Source organism: Antarcticirhabdus aurantiaca, assembly GCF_009765365.1.
Lineage (GTDB): Bacteria > Pseudomonadota > Alphaproteobacteria > Rhizobiales > Rhizobiaceae > Antarcticirhabdus > Antarcticirhabdus aurantiaca.
Genome location: NZ_VTOM01000015.1, coordinates 1 through 20721, shown reverse-complemented (window position 1 = coordinate 20721; position 20721 = coordinate 1). Strand labels below are relative to the sequence as shown.

The following is a 20721-nucleotide window of genomic DNA, read 5'->3' as shown; positions in this document are numbered from 1 at the left end:
CCCACCGATGACCCGCTTCACCGCCGCCGTCCTGCAGATGCGCTCGGGAACCGATCCGGCCGAGAACGTCCATGCCTTCGAGGCGCTGGCGAACGAGGCCGCCGACCGCGGCGCGACCTATGTCCAGAGCCCGGAAATGACGGGCATGGTGCAGCGCGACCGCGCTGACCTGATGGCCAAGCTCAGGGGCGAGAGCGACGACCTTGTCCTGGCTGCGGCGCGGACCGTTGCGCAGGCGCGCGGCATCTTCGTCCATGTCGGCTCGACGGCGATCGCGCTTCCCGACGGGCGCGTCGCCAACCGCGCCTTTCTTCTCGGGCCGGACGGCGCGGTGCGCGCCTCCTACGATAAGATCCACATGTTCGACGTCGACCTCGACAACGGCGAGAGCTGGCGCGAATCGCGCACCTATCGGCCGGGCGGCTGCGCGGCGCTGGCGGACCTCGATCTCGAGGGCGGCCCCGTGCGGCTCGGCTTCGCCGTCTGCTACGATATGCGCTTCCCCCACCTCTTCCGCGAGGAAGCGCTCGCCGGTGCGCAGATCCTGACCGCGCCCGCCGCCTTTACCCGCCAGACGGGCGAGGCGCACTGGCACGTCCTCCTTCGCGCCCGCGCCATCGAGAACGGCGCCTACGTCCTCGCCGCCGCGCAGGGCGGCCTGCACGAGGACGGGCGCGAAACCTTCGGCCACTCGCTGATCATCGATCCCTGGGGGCGCATCGTCGCGGAAGTCGACAACGACGCGCCGGGCATCGCGCTGGCCGAGATCGACGTCGCCGAGGTTGCCGCGGCGCGCGCCAAGATCCCCAACCTCAAGAACGCCCGGCCCTTCACGGTCGGCGACACGGGCCGGCGCGTGTCCGTCACCGGCGCCGTGGGCGAGGAGCCGGCCGCAGAGGCGGCGGAATGATCAGCTATTCTCTGCGCTGCCGACCGGGCTCGCACGGCTTCGACGCCTGGTTCCGCTCCTCCGCCGACTGGGAGAAGCAGGCCGGGCTCGGGCTCGTGTCCTGCCCGATCTGCGGTGCGACCGAGGTCGAGAAGGCTCTGATGGCGCCCGCGGTGGTGACGGCGCGGCGCGGCGAGGCGGCGCCGGCCGCCTTCGTCGCCGAGCGGTCTGCGGAGACGGGCGGCGCGATGGTCCCGGCTGCGAACGGATTGGCGCCGGCGGCCGTGGCCATGGCCATGGGTGCGCCGCCGGAGCTCGCCGAGGCCTTTGCCAAGCTCCAGGACCTGGCGCGCGAGGTTCGCGCCAAGGCCGACTACGTCGGCACGCGCTTTGCCGAGGAAGCCCGCCGCATCCATTTCGGCGAGGCGCCGGCGCGCGGCATCTACGGCGAGGCGAGCCGCGACGAGGTCGAGGCGCTGGGCGAGGAGGGCATCGTGGCCCTGCCGCTGCCGCCTTTGCCGGAAGACCGGAACTGACAGGACATCATGGCTGAGAAGAAGCGCTGGCGCGACGCCCCGTCGCCCTGCATCGGCGTTTGCCGTTTCATGGAGCGGATGGCGGGTGACACGGAGAACCGCTGCATCGGCTGCGCCATGACGAAGCGGGAAAAGAAGCGCTTCAAGAAGCTCGTGGGCAAGGCGGAGCGCCGGCCGTTCTTCGCCGAGCTGACGCTGCGGCTCTTGGCCATGCGGCGCTATCGCGGCTGGGCGCGGCTGTATCGCAAGAAGTGCGATCGAAAGGCGGTCCCGTGCCCGCTGGACAAGCTGCCGAGCCCGGAACTCTTCGGTCGTTGAGGTGTCCCGTCAGCCCATGGCGGTGCGGGCGAGCGTGACGCCCTTTCGGCGGGTGGTCGGGCCTTCCTCGGAAGCGAAGGGCGCGGCCTCGCGGGACTGCTCGGCGATGACGTCGCCCATGGTGCCGCCGACGATGCGCAGGTCGCGCATTTCGCACAGGCTCGCGACCTGGAAGGCGAGCTGGCGCAGGTGTCCGCGATTGTAGCAGAACAAGGCGAGGCGGGCCCGCAGGACCGGCTCGATCTCGCGGATCAGGGCGATCTTCGTGCGATCGTCCGATCGCAGGAGAAGCGCGAAAAGGGCGAGGTCGATCGGGCAGGCCGCCTCGTTCAACCCGTTCGTGATGGTGCGTGCCGGAGCCATGTGTTTCCCCGCTTGAAGTCCGAGACCGGTTCGATTGTCGCGACGCGGACGCTTGTTCTGCCGGCATGCCGGCAGCCGCGTTCGACGGGCGGAGGGCTGTGCCGTCCGCCGCGCTGATTGGAGAAGGCCCCACGAGGATGCGCGTTTCGAGGGTCGCATAACAAGCTTGCCTCGCCCTTGCAGCATCAAGGGTTTAGGTAGTGGTGCTTACGAAGGCCGGCGCGCCAGGACCATGTAGTTGACGTCCGTGTCGGGACTGAGGCGCCACTGCGCGGACAGGGGATTGTAGGTGACGCCGATCCGCTCCAGCGCCGACAGGCCGGCGGCGGCCAGCGGCGCCTCGATCTCCTCGGGCCGCACCAGCTTCTCGTATTGGTGGGTGCCCTTCGGCAGCCAGCCGAGAACGTATTCCGCGCCGACGATGGCAAGGCCGAGCGCCTTGAAGGTCCGGTTGATGGTGGCCACGAAGAGGAGGCCGCCGGGCTTCACGAGGTCTGCGCAGGTCGTGAGAAAATAGTCGACGTCCGACACGTGCTCGACGATCTCGAGCGCGGTGACGACGTCGAAGCGCTCCCCGCCCGCCAGGATCGCCTCGGCGGTGGTCGCCCGGTAGTCGACCGCCACGCCGCTCTGCGCGGCGTGGAGCTTGGCCACCTCGATGTTGGTCTCGGAAGCGTCGGCCCCGACGACCTCGGCGCCGAGGCGCGCCATCGGCTCGGCGACGAGGCCGCCGCCGCAGCCGATGTCGAGGATGCTCAAGCCCTCGAAGGGCTTGGCCGAGCGACCATCGCGGCCGAAGTGGAGAAGCACCTGCTCGCGGATATAGGCGAGGCGCACGGGATTGAACTTGTGCAGCGGGCGGAACTTGCCTGTCGGATTCCACCACTCGGCCGCCAACCGCGAGAAGCGCTCGATCTCGGCCGCGTCGATCGTCGTGCGGTTCGCTTCGCCCATGTTGGCAGGCCTCGCTTTCTCGTTGATGCTGTTCCGCGATGTTTGGTGGCGGGAACCGAAGTCAAGCCGGCGCGTCGCTTCGCCCGGTGGCGGGGCTTACGCAGGGCTTGCGCGTCGCGCAAGGTCGGCCGCGCTTGCCCTCGTGCCGCAAACCCGCTACTCCCGCCCCGCCGCACGGATGCGGGGGCCGTTCCGCGGCCGGCGCCGGGCGGCATCGTTGCCCGCCGCAGGTCTTCGTGCCGCGCGGGCTGGTTCATCGCTCCTCGAATTCGTGTTCCATGGCCCGTCTCGTCCTGAAATTCGGCGGCACTTCGGTCGCCGACATCGACCGCATCCGACGCGTGGCCCGGCACGTCAAACGCGAGGTCGACGCCGGCCATCAGGTCGCCGTCGTCGTGTCCGCCATGTCCGGCAAGACCAACGAGCTGGTCGCCTGGTGCCGCGAGGCGAGCCCGATCCACGACGCGCGCGAATACGACGCGATCGTGGCGAGCGGCGAATTGGTGACCGCCGGGCTGCTGGCCATCGTCCTCCAGTCGATGGGCATCAACGCGCGCTCCTGGCAGGGCTGGCAGATCCCGATCCGCACCGACGGCCAGCATGGCGCCGCGCGCATCCAGGAGATCGACGGCGCCGAGATCGTGCGCCGCTTCGCCGAAGGCCAGGTGGCGGTCGTCGCGGGCTTCCAGGGCCTGGCGCCGGACAACCGCGTCGCGACCCTCGGGCGCGGGGGCTCCGACACCTCGGCCGTGGCGGTCGCCGCGGCGCTGAAGGCGGACCGCTGCGACATCTATACGGACGTCGACGGCGTCTACACGACCGACCCGCGCATCGAGCCCAAGGCCCGGCGCATGAGCCGCGTTTCCTTCGAGGAAATGCTGGAGATGGCCTCGCTCGGCGCCAAGGTGCTGCAGGTCCGCTCCGTCGAACTCGCCATGGTCCACAAGGTGCGGACCTTCGTGCGCTCCTCCTTCGAAGACCCCGACGCGCCGGGCATGGGCGACTTCGACAATCCCCCCGGCACCCTGATTTGCGACGAGGACGAGATCGTGGAACAGCAGGTCGTAACCGGCATTGCCTATGCGCGCGACGAGGCGCAGATTTCGCTGCGGCGCGTGGCCGACCGCCCGGGCGTGGCGGCTGCCATCTTCGGGCCGCTGGCGGATGCCGGCGTCAACGTCGACATGATTGTCCAGAACGTGTCCGAATCGGGCGCCTCGACCGACATGACCTTCACCGTGCCGGCCGGCGACGTGAAGAAGGCGGTCGGCGTCATCGAGGCCGCCAAGGACGAGATGCGCTACGACGCGATCCAGAGCGAGGAAGGCCTCGCCAAGATCTCGGTCATCGGCATCGGCATGCGCTCGCATACCGGCGTCGCCGCCACCGCCTTCAAGGCGCTGGCGAACCGCGGCATCAACATCCGAGCGATCACGACCTCCGAGATCAAGATCTCGATCCTGATCGACGGGGAGTTCACCGAGCTCGCCGTGCGCACGCTCCACTCCGTCTACGGCCTCGACAAGGCCTAAACGGGGACCCGGGGAGGGGAGGCCCCGCGGAGCGATTTTCGCGAGGTGGCTGGGATGGGAGGATCGCTCCCGCTGCCTAGATGCTTCCCGGACGAGAATGATCTACGGGCGGTCAGCGGCCTAGACAAGCATTGCTTGCTCTGGTCCCCTTACAGCCTCTAGTGCTTGGCTCGGACGCGGGGTGCGTCGGCCGGTTCGGGCCGCGCAACCCTTGCGCGAACGGGACGGAACACGACCTTGGTCAGAAGCGACTCTTCAGGCCCGCGCGTCCTGATGCGGCGAATCCGGGAGCTCATGGCCGAGCCCCTGGCGGCGCAGGCGCGCCTCGACGAGATCATGCGCGTGATCGCCGCCAACATGGTGGCCGAGGTCTGCTCGCTCTACGTCCTGCGCGCCGACGGCGTTCTCGAACTCTACGCGACCGAAGGCCTGAACCCCGGCTCCGTCCACCTGGCGCAGCTGCGGCTCGGCGAAGGTCTCGTCGGCACCATCGCCGTCACCGCGCGCCTCCTGAACCTGCAGGAGGCCCAGAAGCATCCCGCCTTCGCCTTCCTGCCCGAGACGGGCGAGGAGATCTACAATTCCTTCCTCGGCGTGCCCGTGCTGCGCGCCGGCCGCACCCTCGGCGTCCTCGTCGTCCAGAACCGGGCCAAGCGCACCTATCGCGACGAAGAAGCGGAAGCTCTCGAAACGGTCGCGATGGTGGTCGCCGAGATGATCGCGGCCGGCGGGCTCGAAGGTCTGTCGCGCCCCGGCGTCTCGCTCGACCTCAAGCGGCCGCACTCCTTCACCGGCGCGGGGCTCTCGGAAGGCATCGGGCTCGGCCACGTCGTTCTCCACGAGCCGCGCGTCGTCGTCACCAACCTCTTCAACGAGGATGCGGCCAGCGAGGTCGAGCGGCTCGGCCGGGCGCTGGAGACCTTGCGCGAGTCGATCGAGGACATGCTCCAGCGCCGCGACATCGCGGTGGACGGCGAGCACCGCGCCGTTCTCGAGGCCTATCGCATGTTCGCCCACGACCGCGGCTGGGTGCGGCGGCTGGAAGAAGCGGTGCGCAACGGCCTGACCGCCGAAGCCGCGGTCGAGAAGGTGCAGTCCGACATGCGCGCGCGCATGATGCACCTGACCGACCCCTATATCCGCGAGCGCCTGCACGATTTCGACGACCTCGCCAACCGCTTGCTGCGCCAGCTGATGGGCGGGGGCGAGGACGTGCTCGACGGGGTCGGGGACGCAATCGTCGTCGCCCGGTCGATGGGCGCCGCCGAGCTTCTCGATTACCGCCGCGAGCAGCTGCGCGGCCTCGTCCTGGAGGAAGGGGCGGCGACGAGCCACGTCGTGATCGTCGCGCGCGCCCTCGGGCTGCCGGTGGTCGCGCAGGTCAAGGGCGCGGTCTCCATGGCGGAGAACCGCGACGCGATCATCGTCGACGGCGACGACGGAACGGTGCATCTGCGCCCGCCGGCCGAGCTCGAATCGCTCTACGGCGACAAGGTGCGCTTCCGCGCCAAGCGGCAGGAGCGCTACCGCGAGCTGCGCGACCGGCCGAGCGTGACCAAGGACGGCACGCCCATCCACCTCATGATGAATGCCGGTCTCCTCGTCGACCTGCCGCAGCTCGCCGAAGCGGGCGCGCAGGGGATCGGCCTGTTCCGCACCGAGCTGCAGTTCCTGGTCGCCTCCACCATGCCGCGCATGCGCGACCAGGAGCGGCTCTACGCGGCGGTTCTCGACGCGGCGAGCGAGGCGCCCGTCACCTTCCGCACGCTCGACGTCGGCGGCGACAAGGTCGTGCCCTATCTCGGCGGCTTCTCCGAGGAGAACCCGGCGCTCGGCTACCGGGCGCTGCGCCTCGCGCTCGACCGGCCGGGCCTGATGCGCACGCAGCTGCGCGCGCTCCTCAAGGCCGCGGCGGGGCGGGAGCTGCGCGTGATGTTCCCGATGGTGACGGACATGGGCGAGATGCGTCAGGCGCGCGATCTCCTGTCGCGCGAGATCGCCCACCTCACCAAGTTCGGCCACGCCATGCCGACGAGCGTGAAGATCGGCGCGATGATCGAGGTGCCGGCGCTCCTATACCAGCTCGACGAGCTGATGCGGCTCGTCGACTTCGTCTCGGTCGGCTCCAACGACCTGTTCCAGTTCTTCAACGCCGTCGATCGCGGCAACTCGCGCGTCGCCTCGCGCTTCGACGACCTGTCGCCGCCCTTCCTTCTGGCGCTCAAGAGCATTGCCGATGCCGGCGCGCGCAACGGCGTCGGCGTGACGCTCTGCGGCGAGATGGCGGGCCGCCCGCTCGCGGCCATGGCGTTGATCGGGCTCGGCTTCCGATCCATATCCATGGCGCCTCCGGCGATCGGCCCGGTGAAGGCCATGCTGCTGGAACTCGACGCGACCGACCTGTCGCGGCGGATGGAGGCCTGGATGGCCGATCCCGAGCGCCCGCTTTCGCTGCGCCAGCGGCTCGTCGACTTCGCCGAGGCGAACGGCATCCCGCATTAGCGGGGCCGCACCTCTGCTTCGCTGCCGCGCGGGCTCGAACGCCCGCGCCCGTTTTTTCGTTTCCTTCTCGATTGTTCAGCCATGGCGAGCCTGCCGACCAAGACCCTCGACGAGATCCTGTCGCGCTACGACCGCATCGAAGCGCAGATGGCCGCGGGTCCGGACCACGAGACCTATTCCAAGCTCGCCGCCGAGTATTCGGGGCTGGAAGAGGTGGTCGCGGCCATCCGGCGTCTGAGGACGGCCGAGAAGGATCGCGAGGAGGCGCGGGCCATCGCCGAGGATCCGGGTGCCGAGCGCGAGATGCGCGACCTCGCCTCGGAGGAGGTCGCCGAGCTCGGGCCGGCGATTGAGGACCTCACCCGCGAGATCGGCATCCTGCTCCTGCCCAAGGACGCGGCCGACGAGAAGGGCGCGATCATCGAGGTGCGCGCCGGCACGGGCGGCTCGGAAGCGGGCCTCTTCGCCGGCGATCTGTTCCGCATGTACCAGCGCTATGCCGAGGCGCATCGCTGGAAGGTCGAGCTCCTGTCGGCAACGGAGGGCGAGGTCGGCGGCTATCGCGAGGTGGTCGCCTCGGTGAAGGGGAAGGGGGTCTTCTCGCGGCTGAAGTTCGAGTCCGGCGTCCACCGGGTGCAGCGCGTGCCCGAAACGGAGTCGGGCGGGCGCATCCACACTTCGGCCGCGACGGTCGCCGTCCTGCCGGAGGCCGAGGACATCGACGTCGAGATCCGTCCCGAGGACATCCGCATCGACACGATGCGCTCCTCGGGCGCCGGCGGCCAGCACGTCAACACGACCGACTCGGCGGTGCGGATCACCCACCTGCCGACCGGCATCGTCGTGACCTCGTCGGAAAAGTCGCAGCACCAGAACCGCGCCCGCGCCATGCAGGTGCTGCGCGCCCGGCTCTTCGACATGGAGCGCAGCCGGGCCGACGCCGAGCGCTCGCAGACGCGCCGCGCGCAGGTCGGCTCCGGCGACCGCTCCGAGCGCATCCGCACCTACAACTTCCCGCAAGGGCGCGTCACCGACCATCGCATCAACCTCACCCTGTACAAGCTCGACCGGGTGATCGAGGGCGAGATGGACGAGCTGGTCGACGCCCTCGTCGCCAGCGACCAGGCCGAGCGCCTCGCGGCGGTGGGCCTCGATGATTGAGACCGGAGCCGCCGGGCCGCTCGCCGGCCTGCCGCTTCGCGAAGCGCTCGCCCGCACCCGCCGCCGCCTCGCCGAAGCGGGGCACGGCGAGGCCGATCTCGACGCGCGGCTCCTGTTCCTGGCGGCCGTCGGGCTCGACGGGGCGGGGCTGATCCTGAGCGGAAGCGAGCCGCTGAACGCCGCGGCGGCGCATCGGCTCGACGCCATGCTGGAGAAGCGCCTCGGCGGCATGCCGGTCGGGCGCATCCTCGGGCGCCGCGCCTTCGGCGAGCACGACTTCGCCCTTTCGCCCGACACGCTGGAGCCGCGGCCGGACACGGAAGCGCTGGTCGATCTCGCCGAGGCGCTGCTGCGCGATCGACCTCGCCCCCTCCGCTTCGCCGACATCGGCACCGGCACCGGCGCGATCGCCGTGTCGCTTCTCGCGCGACTGCCGGAGGCCGTGTGCCTGGCGACCGACCTGTCGCCCGGCGCGCTGGAGACGGCGCGCCAGAACGCCCGCACTGCCGGCGTCGAGGCGCGTTTCCTGCCTGCCTGCCTCGATTATTGCGAGGGAATGGCACCCGGGCTTGATGCAATCGTCACGAACCCACCTTATATCCGATCCCAAGAGGTGGAGCGCTTGTCGCGCGAAGTGCGCGACCACGATCCCCGCCTGGCGCTCGATGGCGGCACCGACGGCCTCGACGCCTACCGCGCCATCGCCGCGGGCGCCGCGCGGGTGGTGAAGCCCGACGGCTTCGTGGCCGCCGAGATCGGCATCGGACAGGAGCGGGACCTCGACGCGATCATGAGCGATGCCGGCTTCGAACGAATCGCGGAGCGCCGCGATCTCGGCGGCGTGCTCCGGGCGCTGGCCTTTCGGCGTCACGATGGCTTGAGGCTTGCTCCAAACCGCGCGTAAGCGGTTGAAACCGGCCGATTCACGGGAAATTTGGACTTGTCGCCACACATAGAAGTGACTAGGGTTCAAACAAACGATGCGGAATGATCGAGGGGGAACATCCCCAGAGGCCGACGCTCGGTAGGCGTCATGGCCGGGATGCTCGTGACAGCCGCGGGGACGTTTCGTTCCTTCAGTGATCCTCGGGGTCGCAGGGCGCAGCCAAACTGAAATCGATCGTCCGGTGTCGTCGAGTCGACGAAGCCGGATCGTGCGGAGCGAAGAGTTCGCATCCGCTTCGAGGGGCCCACCGGCATGAGCCGGACTATCCAGAAGACAGGAAGAGCATGAGGCCAGGACAGCAGCAGAAGAACCGCATGCGCGGCCGCGGGCGCAAGGGCCCGAACCCGCTCTCGCGGAGCTACGAGTCGAACGGCCCGGACGTCAAGATCAGAGGCACGGCTCAGCACGTCGCCGAGAAGTACGGGATGCTGGCGCGCGACGCCGCAGTCTCCGGCGACCGCGTGATGGCCGAGAACTACTTGCAGCACGCCGAGCACTACAATCGCATCATCATGGCGGCGCAGGCCCAGCTTCAGCCGCAGCAGCGCGACGACTGGGCCGGCGACGAGGACGAGGGCGACGACCTGCAGGAGATGGGCTTCTATCGCCCGGTGCCCGAGCAGCGTCAGGACCGCGGCGAGCCGAACGGCAACAACAACGGCAACGGCAACAACAACGGTTACGGCGGCCAGCCCCAGCCGCAGAACCGCGAGCAGCGGTTCGACCGGTTCGACCGGAACGATCGGCAGGACCGACAGGATCGCGGCGACCGCCAGGATCGGCAGGATCGGCAGGACCGCGGCGAGCGTCGCAACTTCGGCGGCGAGGGGCGCGAGGGCGGCAACTTCGATCGCCGCGAGCGCTTCAACGACCGCCAGCAGGCCCAGCCGAGCGGCGTCGGTCCGCAGCCTTATCTGCCGCGTGATCTCGGCGGCGAAGCCGAAGGCGAGGAAAACCGCGGCGAGGCCCGCGACTTCCGCAACCGGGACAATCGCGACAACCGCGAGGGCGGCAACCGCGAAAGCCGCGAAAGCCGCCGCGAGCGCTTCCGCGAGAACCGCCGCGAGCGCTTCAACAATCGGGGCGACAACCGCGGCGATCGTGCCGACGGCGTGACGGGGGCGAGTGCCGAGGGCGCGCCGCAGCCGGCTCCCGTCGAGGCCCGCACCGACGCGCCGCGCCATGAGCAGCCGGTCCGCGAGGAGCGCGCCGAGCGTCCCGCCGCTGCCGCGCCGGCACCCGCTCCGGAAGCACCGGTCGCCGCTCCGGCCCCGGCTCGCGCGCCCGCCCCGGCCGCCGAGACTCCCGTCACGGAGGATGCGCCGGCGCCTCGGGCCCGCCGCACCCGCGCCCCCAAGGCCGCTCCGGCCGAGGCTCCCGCGAACGAAGCGCCCGCCGCTGCCGCGCCGGAAGCCGAGGCCGCGCCGGCCAAGCGCCGTCCGGGCCGTCCGCGCAAGAAGGCGACGGAAGGCGACGGCGGCGACGGAGAGGGCGGTCTTCCCGACTTCCTCCTGGCCTCCAACGGCTGACCGTTCCCACGGGACGTGAACGATCAAAGGCCCGGCGCCGAGCGCCGGGCCTTTTTGCGTGCGGACGCATGCATGCGAGGGATCGCTTCGCGGGTCCGCCCGGCCGCAGGGGCGGCGAAGCGCCCATCTTTCCGGGCTTTGGCAAGCGCCGCGGCGGCAGGTTCGGGTTGCAGCGCGGGGCCGCTCGACGCGCCGCCTCGCCTCTTTTCACGTCGGGGCGCGGCTCCCATATCTCAGCGCGACGGCTTGCCGAACGATCGGGAGCCGGTTCCACGCCAGCCGCCGCGCGATGCCGAGAAGCGGGTCGCCGGGCGGAGAAGGGAGCCCACATGAATCCGGAAAAATACACAGAACGCGTCCGCGGCTTTCTGCAGGCCGCGCAGACCCAGGCGGTCACGCGCGATCACCAGCAGTTCACGCCCGAGCATCTGTTGAAGGTGCTGGTCGACGATCCCGAGGGGATGGCGGCCGGCCTCATCGAGAAGGCGGGCGGGCGCGCCGCCGACGTGCGCCTCGCGGTCGACGCCGCGCTGGAGGCCATGCCGAAGGTGTCCGGCGGCAACGGCCAGCTTTATCTCGCCCAGCCGCTCGCCAAGGTCATGGCGACCGCCGAGGAGCTCGCCAAGAAGGCCGGCGACAGCTTCGTCACCGTGGAGCGGCTGCTGCTCGCGCTCGCCATCGAGAAGGGCGCCAAGACCGCGGACATCCTGGCGCGCGCCGGCGTGACGGCGAACGGCCTGAACGCCGCGATCAACGAGATCCGCAAGGGGCGCACGGCCGACTCGGCGAGCGCCGAACAGGCCTATGACGCGCTGAAGAAATATGCCCGCGACCTCACCAAGGACGCGCGCGAGGGCAAGCTCGACCCCGTGATCGGCCGCGACGACGAGATCCGACGCACGATCCAGGTCCTGTCGCGCCGCACCAAGAACAATCCCGTCCTGATCGGCGAGCCCGGCGTCGGCAAGACCGCGATCGCGGAAGGCCTGGCGCTGCGCATCATCAACGGCGACGTGCCGGAGAGCTTGCGCGACAAGCAGCTGATGGCGCTCGACATGGGCGCGCTGATCGCCGGCGCGAAGTATCGCGGCGAGTTCGAGGAGCGGCTGAAGGCGGTGCTCTCCGAGGTGACGGGGGCCGCCGGCGGCATCATCCTGTTCATCGACGAGATGCACACCCTCGTCGGCGCCGGCAAGGCGGACGGGGCGATGGACGCCTCGAACCTCTTGAAGCCCGCGCTCGCCCGCGGCGAGCTGCACTGCGTCGGCGCAACGACGCTCGACGAGTACCGCAAGCACGTCGAGAAGGACCCGGCGCTCGCCCGGCGCTTCCAGCCCGTCTTCGTCGAGGAGCCGACGGTCGAGGACACGATCTCGATCCTGCGCGGCCTGAAGGAGAAGTACGAGCAGCACCATCAGGTGCGGATCTCCGACTCCGCCCTCGTGGCGGCCGCGACGCTGTCGAACCGCTACATCACCGACCGCTTCCTGCCCGACAAGGCGATCGACCTCGTGGACGAGGGCGCGGCGCGCCTGCGCATGGCCGTCGATTCCAAGCCCGAGCTGCTCGACGAGATCGACCGGCGCGTACTCCAGCTCAAGATCGAGCGCGAGGCGCTGAAGCGCGAGAACGACGAGGGCGCCCGTACGCGCCTGGAGCGGCTCGAAGGCGAGCTCGCCAACCTCGAGGAAGAGTCCGACCGGCTGACGGCCGCCTGGCAGGCGGAGAAGCAGAAGCTCGGGCTCGCCGCCGACCTCAAGCGCCGGCTCGACGAAGCGCGCAACGACCTCGCCATCGCCCAGCGCAAGGGCGAGTTCCAGCGCGCCGGCGAGCTGGCCTACGGGCAGATCCCGCAGCTCGAGCGCGAGCTGAAGGAGGCCGAGGCGAAGGATGGCGGCGCCGCCAGCTCGATGGTCGAGGAGACCGTGACGGCCGACCACGTCGCCCAGGTCGTCTCGCGCTGGACCGGCATTCCCGTCGACCGGATGCTGGAGGGCGAGCGCGACAAGCTGCTTCGCATGGAGGACGAGATCGGCAAGCGCGTCGTCGGCCAGGGCGAGGCGGTGCAGGCCGTCAGCCGCGCGGTCCGCCGGGCGCGTGCCGGTCTGCAGGACCCGAACCGGCCGATCGGCTCGTTCATCTTCCTCGGCCCCACGGGCGTCGGCAAGACCGAGCTCACCAAGGCGCTCGCCTCGTTCCTGTTCGACGACGAGACGGCGATGGTGCGCATCGACATGTCGGAGTTCATGGAGAAGCATTCGGTCGCGCGCCTCATCGGAGCGCCTCCGGGCTATGTCGGCTACGAGGAGGGCGGGGCGCTGACGGAAGCCGTGCGGCGCCGGCCCTATCAGGTCGTCCTCTTCGACGAGATCGAGAAGGCCCATCCGGACGTCTTCAACGTTCTCCTGCAGGTGCTCGACGACGGGCGGCTGACGGACGGGCAGGGACGCACCGTCGACTTCCGCAACACGCTGATCATCATGACCTCGAACCTCGGCGCGGAGTACCTGACGGCGCTGCGCGACGACGAGGAGGTCGAGGCGGCGCGCGAGCAGGTGATGGCGGTGGTGCGCAGCGCCTTCCGGCCGGAGTTCCTGAACCGCGTCGACGAGACGATCCTGTTCCACCGCCTGCATCGCTCGGAGATGGGCGCGATCGTCGACATCCAGATGGCGCGGCTGGAGAAGCTGCTCGCCGAGCGCAAGATCACCATCGAGCTCGATGGAACGGCGCGCGACTGGCTGGCCGACAAGGGCTACGACCCCGCCTACGGCGCGCGCCCGCTGAAGCGCGTGATCCAGCGCGAGGTCCAGGATCCGCTCGCCGAGCGCATCCTTCTCGGCTCCGTCAAGGACGAGGATCTGGTGAAGATCTCCGGCGGCGGCGACCACCTGATCTTCCACGTCGTCGGCTCGAAGCTGGGCGGCACGGGAGAGCGCGTGGCGGCGTAAGCGCCGGGACGATCGAAACAAAAAGACAAGGGCGGCTTCTCGGCCGCCCTTTTTCGTTCGGTCCCAGTCCGACTGGCGAACCCGGTTCGCCTCAGCGAAGCGGCGGGCGAGACGATCGCCGCGCCGCATCAAGACATAGCTGGTGCCTGAGTAACTGGTCTCCGAGGACGTGCTCGTCGCGACCGGCTCCTTCGCCGGCGCTGTCCCGTGGACGATGCCGAAGCGGCGTTTCGGTCAGGCCGGCGCGCCGTAGTAGTCGTCGATGCGGCGGCCGTAATCGGGGTCGGCCCAGCGGGATTCGCCCGCGCCATAGCGAGGGGCGTCCTTCAGCTGGTCGATGGTCACGCCGACGACGTAGCCGCCCTGGCGCTCGTCGTATTTCAGGACGTGCCAGGGCAGGGGATGGTACTCCTCGCCGATGCCGAGGAAGCCGCCGAACGACATGATCGCGTATTTCACGCGCCCGTCCCGCTTGCCGATGACGATGTCGTGGATCGTGCCGAGGTGGTCCCCCTCGGTGTTGTAGACGCTCGTGCCGGTGACGAGGCTGGCCTCGATGGCGTCGGCGCCCGGCTGGATCTCGCCGCCGCCGCTGCCGGCGGCGCTCGCCATCTCGTGGAGTCCGGTGGTGGAGGACATGGGGGATCGCTCGCCTTCTGTTCCCGTTGAAAGGTGTCTGCGGCTAACGGTCCCGTTCGTCCCCCGTTCCCATGCCCGGGTCTCAGCTCTCGCTCGCGCCCGCAGGCTCGGCGTCCGCATCGCGGACATAGGGCTCGACGGTTCCCTTCAGCTTCATCGTCAGCGGTTTGCCGCGCCGGTCGCGCGCCTTGCCGGCCTGGACGCGGATCCAGCCTTCCGACACGCAATATTCCTCGACGTTGGTTTTTTCCGCGCCGTTGAAGCGGATGCCGATGCCGCGCTCCATCAGCGCCTCGTCGAAGAAGGGGCTATCGGGATCGTTGCTCAGGCGGTCGGGCAGAACGGTCGAGCTCATGGGATTGGCACCTCGTATCGCGGTCAGGGGCCGCTGCCTCGGGGCAGCCGCCGGAATGGCTGACCGACATAGGCGATCGGCGCGGCCGAGCCAATCGCCCGCCGCCTTCTTCCCGGTCGCCGCGCGACCTATCTGCGCCGGCAGGCAACCGGAGGGAGAACCATGCAGGCAACGTCGGCCGAGGCCGAGCAGCGGGCGCTGAAGCGCTCGATCGCGGCGACCGTCCTCGTCGGAGCCTTCGGCGTCGTCTTCGGCATCCTGTCCGGCTCCCTGTCGATCGCCTTCGACGGCGTCTTTTCCGTCATCGACGCCTCGATGACGCTGCTCGCGCTCTTTGTCGCCCGGCTGGTGGCGCGCGAGCCGAGCCGGCGCTTCCAGCTCGGCTACTGGCACCTCGAGCCGATGGTACTCGCGGCCAATGGCGGGCTGCTGACGCTCCTGTCCTTCTACGCCTTCGTCAACGCCGTCGGCACGCTGTTCTCGGGCGGGCGCGAGCTCGTCTTCGACTGGGCCATCGGCTACGCCGTGGTGACGGTCCTGATCTGCCTCGCCATGTTCCTGTGGGGGCGCCGGGCGAACCGCGCCATCGGCTCGGACTTCCTGGCGCTCGACGTGAAGGGCTGGGCGATGTCGGGCCTGATCACCGGGGCGCTGCTCGCCGCCTTCGTGATCGCGGCGTTTCTGGAGGGCGGGCGCTACGCTGATCTGACGCCCTACGTCGACCCGGCGGTGCTGGCGCTCCTGACGCTCGTGATCATTCCGGTGCCGCTGCGCACGGTGATCGGCGCGGTGAAGGAGATCCTCCTCGTGGCGCCCGTGCCGCTCGACGAGGCGGCGCGCGCGATCGGGCGCGAGATCGCCGCCCGCCACGGCATCGCGGAGCCGCACACCTTCGTCGCGAAGGTCGGCCGCGCGCGCTTCGTCGAGTTCCACTTCCTCGTCGCGCCGGATTCGCCGCTCGGCTCCATCGCCGCGCAGGACGCCGTGCGGGAAGAGATCGGCGCGGCGATCGGCGGATCGCCCAGGGATCGGTGGCTCACGGTCGCCTTCACGGGCGATGCGAAATGGGTCGATTGAGGTTCACGTGACCCGCCGGCCTTGCTTCCGCCGGGTTGCGCCGCCACGAGGCAGGCCATGACGGTTCGCTCCTCCCGCCTTCCGCCTCGCTTGGATCGATCGACCCGAGCGGGATGCGTGCTTCTCGCCGCGGCTCTCGCCCTGCCGGCCGGCCTTGCCGGCTGCGGGACGATCGAGCGCGGCCGCTCCGACTTCGTCGCCGTGGTCGTCCACCCCGCGCTGGCGACCGTCACCACCTCGCGGGGCGACCGCTGCGAGGGCTCCTGCATCCTCGACGTGCCCCGGCGCGAAGGCTTCACGGTCACGGCCGCGGCGCCGGGCTACCTGTCGAAGACCGTGGAGGTGAAGTCGGTGGCGACGCTGGAGGGCATGCGATCGACGGCGACGAACGCGGCGGGGCCCGGCGTCGTCGGGGTCGGCGTCGATCTCTACACCGGCGCCGTCTACGATCACCGACCGAATCCGGTGTCGATCCGTCTCGACCCCGACCCCAGCGCCCGGCCCGGCGGGAGCGCCGCGCCCAACGCTCTGCCGCCGGCCCCCTCCCGAGGGCCGATCGGACCACCCGCCCCGGTGAGCTGAAAGCTGGCGCGGGGCTGATGGCTTCAGCCACGCTCCCGCGCGGCGCTTGTGGATTGCGCGGCCACGGTCATCTTCATGTCCGGTTCAGTCGCAACTCTCTATCCCGGGACGGATTGGTTTCCGTCTGCCCTGACGTCAGATCGACCGTCGACACGTTCGGAGTCCCTCGCATGAAGCGGTTCGCCTTGTCCTTCCTCGCCGTGTCGGCTCTCGCCGGCGGCTCCGAGGTCGCCCTGGCCCAAGGCTTCGACCCGTATTACGACGACGCGGCGCGCGACGCGCCGGTCGGCGACGTCTTCATCGACGAGTACGGCCGCAGGGTCACGCTCGACGTCTACGGCCGCGTGGTCTCGGTGGAGGAGCCGCGCGCCCGCGGAGTCCAGCGCGACATGCGCGCGCGCGACGAGAACGGCCGCATCATCGTCCGCCGCACGCCGCCGCCCGGCGCCCGGCTCGAAGGCCGCGTCGGCGAGGTGCTGCCGGGGCTGGAGCCCTACGGCACCGACCCCTATGGCGGCATCGGCGCCGGCCCGGAATCGGCCGACCCCTATTACGACGGCCCGGTGGAATCGCAGCCGCTGCCCGATATCGAGTCCGGCTTCGCCGGTCTGCCTGACGGAACCCTCGGTGCCGCGGAGCCGGGGCTGGATGGGCAGCCCGCCATCGTCGAGGGGCAGACCGTGCGGGAAACGGATCCCGCGCCGAGCGTGCCGACCCCCAAGGGACCGAACGCCAAGGTGCAGATCGCCGCCTTCCAGGTGATCCTTGACCGCGCCGGCATCTCGCCCGGCGTCATCGACGGGCGCATGGGCGGCAACGTCAACAAGGCGGTCGCCGCCTATGCCGAGAAGTACGGCCGCACGCTCGACCCGACGAACTCGCAGCAGCTCGCCGAAGAGCTCGACGCCACCGGCGGCCCGGCGATCACCACCTACGAGATCACCGCGGAGGACGTGACCGGCCCCTACGTCGCGGCGATCCCCTCCGATTACGGCGAGAAGGCCAAGCTCCCGGCCATGAGCTACGAGCGCGTCTCGGAACGACTCGCCGAGCGCTTCCACATGGATGAGAAGTACCTCCTGGAGATCAATCCGGGTGCCGACTTCACCCGCCAGGGCACGCGCATCAAGGTGATGAACGTCGGCGAGAACGTGACGGGCGAGGTGACGCGGATCATCGCCGACAAGGGACGCGAGCAGGTGCGCGCCTACGGCGCCGACGGCACGCTGATCGCCGCCTATCCCTCGACGATCGGTTCGTCCGACACGCCCTCTCCGAGCGGCACGGTGGAGGTCGCGCGCATCGCCTTCGACCCGAACTACACCTACAATCCGAAGATCAACTTCCAGCAGGGCGAGAACCGCAGCATCCTGACCATCCCGCCGGGCCCGAACGGCCCCGTCGGCACGATCTGGATCGCGCTGTCGAAACCGACCTACGGCATCCACGGCACGCCCGAGCCCTCCCAGATCGGCAAGACCAACAGCCACGGCTGCGTGCGCCTGACCAACTGGGACGCCTTCGAGCTCGCCAAGATGGTGAAGCCGGGCGTGACGGTGGAGTTCGTGGAGTAGGGGAGGGGACCCGGAAGCGTCCCGCTTCGGACGGGCCCCGCGCACTCCGCCCTTTCGAAAGGCGAGCTTACGCCGGCGTCGAAGACGCCTCACCCCCTCCAAACGCGACGGAGCCGTGCGGCACGACTGCCGCCGCGGCCTCAATGCGCCGAGGCGATCGGCGTCTCGACCTGCTCGCGCAGCAGCTGGTCGATGCGGTCCCGCTCCTTGCGGAACTTGTCCAGCTGATCGCCTTCCAGCATGCGGCCGGAGGGCAGGCGGATCTTCATCGGATCGACCTTCTTGCCGTTCACCGACACCTCGTAATGGAGGTGGTTGCCGGTCGAGAGGCCGGTCGAGCCGACATAGCCGATCACCTGGCCCTGACGCACCCGCGCCCCGGCCGAGACGCCCTTGGCGATGCCGTTCTGGTGCGAATAGGAGGTCTCGTAGCCGTTGGCGTGCCGGATCACGGTCTGACGGCCGTAGCCGCTGGTCCAGCCGGCCTTTTCTACCGTGCCCGCGCCCGAGGCGAGGATCGGCGTGCCGCGCGGGGCCGCCCAGTCGACGCCCCAATGCGGGCGGTTGTAGCCGAGGATCGGGTGGCGGCGGGAGCCGAACGGCGAGGTGAAGCGACCGTTGGGAACGGGATTGCGCAGGAGGAACTGCTTCGCGCTGCGTCCGTCCGCGTCGTAATAGTCGACGCTGGCATCGTCGTCGGTGCGGAAGCGGTAGAGCGTCTTGGTCGTGCCGCCGAAATGCGCCTCGACATAGAGGATCTCGGACTTGGCCGTCGCCTCGTCCTTGCCTTCCTCCAGCGAGAAGAACACGACGAGGCGGTCCGACGGGTCGAGCCGCGCCTGGTAGTCGACCTCGGAAGCCAGCATCCGGATGAGCTGGCCGCAGAGCCGGTTGTCCATCCCGTAGGACAAGGCCGCCTGGTAGATGCCGTCGTAGACGGTGGGCATGTCGGCGCGCATCGGCGCTTCGGTGGCGTTCTCGTCGAAGGCCTCGGCGACGCCCGCGCTCACCACCGGCGCCTCGGCCGGCAGGAAGCCGCCGGTGTCGCCCGCCGCGACGGTCCGCATGTGGCGGCCGCTGCGATAGGCCGACAACCGCACGAGGCGCGGGGCGCCTTCGCGGTTTTCCGTGCCGATGCGCAAAACGTCGCCCGGCTCGAGCTCGCCCCGGTCGCCGAGCAATTCGCCGAGCAGCGCACCCGCTTCTGCGCTCGTCTCGTCCTCGTGACCGCTTTCGGCGAGAAGCGCCAGGATCGCGCGCCGTTCGCGGACCGGCACGATCTCCTCGGCGTAGCGGCTCGCTTGGCTGCCGGAGTTGTCCGGCACGGCGAGCGACACGTTCTCCTCGACCACCCGGAAGGCCGAGCCCGGCTCGTAGCTCGCCGCGTCCGCCATGGAATCGAAGCGCAGGGGATCGATGGTCTGGAGCGCCGCGACGAGAACCGGCTGGTCGCTCAGCATGGTCGATGTCTGGCGCACGAGACGCTCGGCTTCTTCCGCGTCGACCGCGCCGACATCGGCGAAGCTGCGGGAGAAGTCGAAGGGCTCGACGGTCAGCGTCACGTTGGCGTCGACCTTGGCGCCGTAGAACTGCGCCGGCTCGTCGGCGTCGCCGCCGTTCGGCTCCGCGTCGCCTTCGGCGATGTCGGTTTCGTCGTCATCGGAGAAGACACGCATCGCGTCGAAGGCGGGATAGTCCTTCGTGGTCTGGTGCCGGGCCGCGAGCGACATGTTGACGTAGGCGAAGGGGAGGGCACGCACGACCTCCTGCTCGCCGTCGCGGGTCAGGGTCGGAATCTCGAGGCGCTGGCGCGAGCGGGGCATCGGCACGGCGGTCGCGAAGACGCGCCCGCCCTTGGCCGGAAGCTCCCGCTCGGCCGCCGGAGTCACGAACGGAGAGGCGGGGCTGGAGATCCGGTCGCGCCAGTCGTAGGCGGCGGACAGCGCGACGCCCATCATGGCGGTGGATGTCAGGCCGGTGAGAAGCGTGCCGAGAAGCCAGCGGGCAGAAACCTGGCGCCGGTCGGGCCGGCGTCGGCCGTCCGCGACGAGCGGCGGCTCGTTCCCCGTTACCGGCGGTTCGGCGATCATCGGCGGCATCCGGATTCCATGCTCATCCCTGCCGGTCTCGGCAAACAACGTGTCGAAATCGCGACTGAGACGAGGCCCCGGCGCGCCATGCGAGCCGCGACCGGATCTACGCATGAGCACCTGCTTAATAAACTCTTCACGCCGCGCCAAGCTGGCCGGTCTCCGCGCGACCGACGCGGCTGCTGACGACGGCCTGCTCCAGAGAGACCGCCCCGCCGGCTCGGCGCTTGGGATGATGGTGCCTAGAAGGAGACACGCGGAAAGGGGTGATCCCAGCCCGCATCTTCGATTCGCACGAAACCACCTCAAGCTGGCCGCCACGGGGCGCTGGAGCGCTTCGGCGGCCTTTTTTGAAGTTTTTGCGAAACCCGTGTTGACACTCGCCCAGGCCATCGCCTATATCCGCCTCACCAACGACGGCGGCGGCGCCGAGGCGGCCCGGAAGGGAAGCCGAGAGAACTGGTTCGAGCCAAGCGGTTCGGTCCGGTTCGAGTTTGCGCCGCTCCAGTTTGAGTTTTCGAGAGTTGCTCGCTTAAAGCAACACTCCCATAGGGGTGCAGGCGATCTGTTGCCTCCTCTCCGGCGCAGCCTGCTGGCGGCGTGTTTTTTGAGAACTGAAGATCGAGAAGAAAGAGAAGCGCGGGCGGCGGTTGGCTGTTTGTCCGGGGTTTCTGGCCGGTACCTTTGCCGGTTGGGATGCCCGGGGAGTTCAACCGACGCTAT

Annotated in this window: 18 protein-coding genes; 13 read left to right on the top strand and 5 right to left on the bottom strand. The window is 69.8% G+C overall.

Features of this window, described 5'->3' with window-relative positions; all coding sequences use genetic code 11:
* Positions 1-7: 7 nt before the first annotated feature.
* Genes FZN60_RS17505 through FZN60_RS17495 form a run of 3 tightly spaced genes read left to right on the top strand, consistent with a single transcriptional unit; the run spans position 8 to position 1743 of the window.
* Positions 8-910 (top strand): carbon-nitrogen hydrolase family protein, encoded by a 903-nt coding sequence (locus FZN60_RS17505; protein ID WP_158874797.1) that lies wholly within the window; start codon positions 8-10, stop codon positions 908-910.
* Entirely contained in the window at positions 907-1425 is a 519-nt protein-coding gene (locus tag FZN60_RS17500; protein WP_158874796.1) for a DUF1178 family protein, read from the top strand. The genes FZN60_RS17505 and FZN60_RS17500 overlap by 4 nt, the downstream gene beginning before the upstream one ends.
* Positions 1426-1434: 9 nt before the next feature.
* Entirely contained in the window at positions 1435-1743 is a 309-nt protein-coding gene (locus FZN60_RS17495) for a DUF1289 domain-containing protein (RefSeq protein WP_158874795.1), read from the top strand.
* Positions 1744-1752: 9 nt separating this feature from the next.
* On the opposite strand, the gene FZN60_RS17490 is transcribed toward FZN60_RS17495, so the two are convergent.
* Complete coding sequence (locus tag FZN60_RS17490; protein ID WP_158874794.1) at positions 1753-2106, bottom strand: hypothetical protein; 354 nt, start codon at positions 2104-2106, stop codon at positions 1753-1755.
* Positions 2107-2313: 207 nt separating this feature from the next.
* Positions 2314-3060 carry a bifunctional 2-polyprenyl-6-hydroxyphenol methylase/3-demethylubiquinol 3-O-methyltransferase UbiG gene (gene ubiG / locus FZN60_RS17485; RefSeq protein ID WP_158874793.1) on the bottom strand — a complete coding sequence of 249 codons (747 nt, stop codon included), beginning with the start codon at positions 3058-3060 and terminating at the stop codon, positions 2314-2316.
* Positions 3061-3338: 278 nt separating this feature from the next.
* Between ubiG and FZN60_RS17480 the strand changes: the two genes are divergently transcribed.
* The 6 genes from FZN60_RS17480 (at position 3339) to clpB (ending at position 13681) form a co-directional block, all read left to right on the top strand.
* Positions 3339-4592: an aspartate kinase gene (locus tag FZN60_RS17480; RefSeq protein ID WP_158874792.1), complete on the top strand. Its 1254-nt coding sequence runs from the start codon at positions 3339-3341 to the stop codon at positions 4590-4592.
* Positions 4593-4886: 294 nt separating this feature from the next.
* The gene (gene ptsP, locus FZN60_RS17475) at positions 4887-7094 is read left to right on the top strand and encodes a phosphoenolpyruvate--protein phosphotransferase (RefSeq protein ID WP_422570196.1); all 2208 of its coding nucleotides are present in this window, start codon (positions 4887-4889) and stop codon (positions 7092-7094) included.
* Positions 7095-7175: 81 nt separating this feature from the next.
* A complete protein-coding gene (gene prfA / locus FZN60_RS17470) occupies positions 7176-8255 on the top strand; it encodes a peptide chain release factor 1 (protein ID WP_158874790.1) in 1080 nt (359 codons plus the stop codon).
* The gene (gene prmC / locus FZN60_RS17465; RefSeq protein ID WP_158874789.1) at positions 8248-9159 is read left to right on the top strand and encodes a peptide chain release factor N(5)-glutamine methyltransferase; all 912 of its coding nucleotides are present in this window, start codon (positions 8248-8250) and stop codon (positions 9157-9159) included. The genes prfA and prmC overlap by 8 nt, the downstream gene beginning before the upstream one ends.
* 326 nt (positions 9160-9485) lie before the next feature.
* Complete coding sequence (locus FZN60_RS17460) at positions 9486-10730, top strand: DUF4167 domain-containing protein (protein WP_158874788.1); 1245 nt, start codon at positions 9486-9488, stop codon at positions 10728-10730.
* Between the two features lie 329 nt (positions 10731-11059).
* On the top strand, positions 11060-13681 hold the full coding sequence (gene clpB / locus FZN60_RS17455) for an ATP-dependent chaperone ClpB (RefSeq protein ID WP_158874787.1): 2622 nt from the start codon (positions 11060-11062) through the stop codon (positions 13679-13681).
* A 234-nt stretch (positions 13682-13915) separates the two neighbouring features.
* On the opposite strand, the gene FZN60_RS17450 is transcribed toward clpB, so the two are convergent.
* Positions 13916-14320 (bottom strand): PRC-barrel domain-containing protein, encoded by a 405-nt coding sequence (locus FZN60_RS17450; RefSeq protein ID WP_246726912.1) that lies wholly within the window; start codon positions 14318-14320, stop codon positions 13916-13918.
* A gap of 82 nt (positions 14321-14402) precedes the next feature.
* On the bottom strand, positions 14403-14675 hold the full coding sequence (locus FZN60_RS17445) for a DUF3297 family protein (protein ID WP_158874786.1): 273 nt from the start codon (positions 14673-14675) through the stop codon (positions 14403-14405).
* 162 nt (positions 14676-14837) lie between these two features.
* On the opposite strand from FZN60_RS17445, the gene FZN60_RS17440 reads away from it, so the two are divergent.
* From FZN60_RS17440 to FZN60_RS17430, 3 genes are all read left to right on the top strand, one after another.
* On the top strand, positions 14838-15752 hold the full coding sequence (locus FZN60_RS17440; protein ID WP_158874785.1) for a cation diffusion facilitator family transporter: 915 nt from the start codon (positions 14838-14840) through the stop codon (positions 15750-15752).
* 117 nt (positions 15753-15869) lie between these two features.
* Positions 15870-16334 (top strand): translation initiation factor 2, encoded by a 465-nt coding sequence (locus FZN60_RS17435; RefSeq protein WP_158874784.1) that lies wholly within the window; start codon positions 15870-15872, stop codon positions 16332-16334.
* Between the two features lie 170 nt (positions 16335-16504).
* Positions 16505-17908, top strand: a complete 1404-nt coding sequence (locus FZN60_RS17430; RefSeq protein WP_158874783.1) for a L,D-transpeptidase — start codon at positions 16505-16507, stop codon at positions 17906-17908.
* Positions 17909-18048: 140 nt separating this feature from the next.
* Here the strand turns inward: FZN60_RS17430 and FZN60_RS17425 are convergent, their stop codons facing one another.
* Positions 18049-19998 (bottom strand): M23 family metallopeptidase, encoded by a 1950-nt coding sequence (locus tag FZN60_RS17425; protein WP_246726911.1) that lies wholly within the window; start codon positions 19996-19998, stop codon positions 18049-18051.
* Between the two features lie 112 nt (positions 19999-20110).
* Here FZN60_RS17425 and FZN60_RS28755 point away from each other — a divergent pair.
* On the top strand, positions 20111-20721 hold a 611-nt coding region (locus FZN60_RS28755), incomplete at its 3' end, for a hypothetical protein (RefSeq protein WP_210253421.1).